Raw genomic sequence first — 1,034 nt, 5'->3', positions numbered from 1 at the left:
CACGCTTTCGTTCATCTCTGATGTCAGTACCTGAATACAGGCTTGCGCTAACGAAACGGCCCAAAAACTGCCCGCTAAAGTAAGCACTAAGCTTCGCTCTTGAAGCTCAACTAAGCCTTTGTCTTGCCATACTTTAAACAGCGGCATGAGAAAATCGAACGTATTGCTACCCATAAACACCGGCAGTTTACTTGCCTGAACAATGCCGCGGTCAAGCCCGGATTTTAGCGCTGCAAATAATGGCTCTAATGGGCTGTGCTTCATCATCATCGCAATCGTACTTTGCCCTTCATTCACCGCTTTGATGTAGGTGTCTAAAGTACGGTGCAGCATCATCCCGTAGCCGCCAATGTTGCCACCAGCACCGCATCCAATCGGCAACACTTCTGCGTACGTCTTGGCTAAGCTGTTGTATAGGCTACGCTCACGGTTATCGACGGCCCAGTGGTTCACGCTCAACTGCTTCATATGGTGCTTCGCCATAAAGTTCACACCCAGCTCATACATGCCCGCTTTCTCTGGCGTCGTCGCTGGTGGTGGGATCTTGCCTTTTTCAACGAGATTGAGCATTGGCGCAGTTCCACCCACGACCAACTGATACAAATCCAAGCCATGCGCGCCTGTCGACATAAAATCGTTAAGATCTTGTTCAAGTATTTCTTTGGTTTGATAAGGCAAGCCGTACAACAAGTCGATGATGACTGGGATTTTGTCTTCCTTCGCCAGTTCCGAAACGCGTTTAAGTACGTCTTCTCTATCATCAAGACGCTTTGCACTGCGACGAACTTGAGTGTTGAAGCTCTGCACGCCAAAAGAGAAGCGATTAAAGCCGCCATCTAACGCACCTCGATACAACTCATCGGAAAAACGATTGATGCGCCCTTCTAAAGTAATTTCGCAATCAGACGCGAGAGGGAAATAATCATGAATGGCCTGCCCCAGCACGCGAACTTGTTCGGGAAAAAGATCGGTCGGTGTTCCACCACCAATGTAAACCGCATGGAAGATGCCGCTTTGCGTCCAAGGAAGTGCTG

The 1,034-nt window shown here is 49.1% G+C and carries 1 protein-coding gene; it reads right to left on the bottom strand.

Going from position 1 to position 1,034, the window contains the following annotated elements:
* A partial coding sequence (gene hutW / locus R7F67_RS24945; RefSeq protein ID WP_318057545.1) for a heme anaerobic degradation radical SAM methyltransferase ChuW/HutW occupies positions 1-1,034 on the bottom strand: 1,034 nt, incomplete at both ends.

Origin of the sequence: Vibrio sp. YT-17, from assembly GCF_033337375.1 — a bacterium.
In the GTDB taxonomy this organism is placed as follows: Bacteria; Pseudomonadota; Gammaproteobacteria; order Enterobacterales; family Vibrionaceae; genus Vibrio; species Vibrio alginolyticus.
Note: the sequence above shows the minus strand (reverse complement) of the source record. Positions and strands in the feature narration are given on the sequence as shown.